Raw genomic sequence first — 629 nt, forward strand, 5'->3', positions numbered from 1 at the left:
ACCCGAAGCCCGTGGCCCAACCAGCAATGGGGGGAGCGGTCGAAGGTGGGGCCGGCGATTGGGACGAAGTCGTAACAAGGTAGCCGTACCGGAAGGTGCGGCTGGATCACCTCCTTTCTAAGGAGCACACAACTGGCCGGGGCTGCTTCCTCTCGGGGAAGGCTCAGGTCGGTGGCCGCCGTTGACAGCGAGTGTCTGTCAGGTGGCTGCTCATAGATGTGGAGCACTGGCTACTCAGTTCACCGCCCGCGTGAGCCGGCAAGTACCGCCCCCATCGGCTTCGGCCTGGGGGAGTGGGAACGACGGTCTTCGGGTGGGTGGTGGGTTGGACACGCTGTTGGGTCCTGAGGGAACGGGCTTTGCCCGGTGACCTCGGACTGCGGGACCAGCCGCCGCTTCGTTCGTAATGAGCGTGGCGGCGCTGGTGGGCCCGGTTGTTTTTTGAGAACTGCACAGTGGACGCGAGCATCTCTGGTGAGAGATATGGCTTTCGAGTCATGGATCTCATCTGCGATTTGTTTTGATCGTTTTGTGTGTTCAAGTTTTTAAGGGCATACGGTGGATGCCTTGGCATCAGGAGCCGATGAAGGACGTGGGAGCCTGCGATATGCCTCGGGGAGTCGGCAACC

At 61.2% G+C, this 629-nt stretch carries 2 rRNA genes; both read left to right on the top strand.

Annotation, left to right across the window (positions count from 1 at the left end):
* Nucleotides 1–117: ribosomal RNA gene (locus ETD96_RS44230) — 16S ribosomal RNA — on the top strand; the annotation flags it as partial.
* Between the two features lie 418 nt (nucleotides 118–535).
* Nucleotides 536–629: ribosomal RNA gene (locus ETD96_RS44235) — 23S ribosomal RNA — on the top strand; the annotation flags it as partial.

Origin of the sequence: Actinomadura geliboluensis, assembly GCF_005889745.1 — a bacterium.
Lineage (GTDB): Bacteria > Actinomycetota > Actinomycetes > Streptosporangiales > Streptosporangiaceae > Spirillospora > Spirillospora geliboluensis.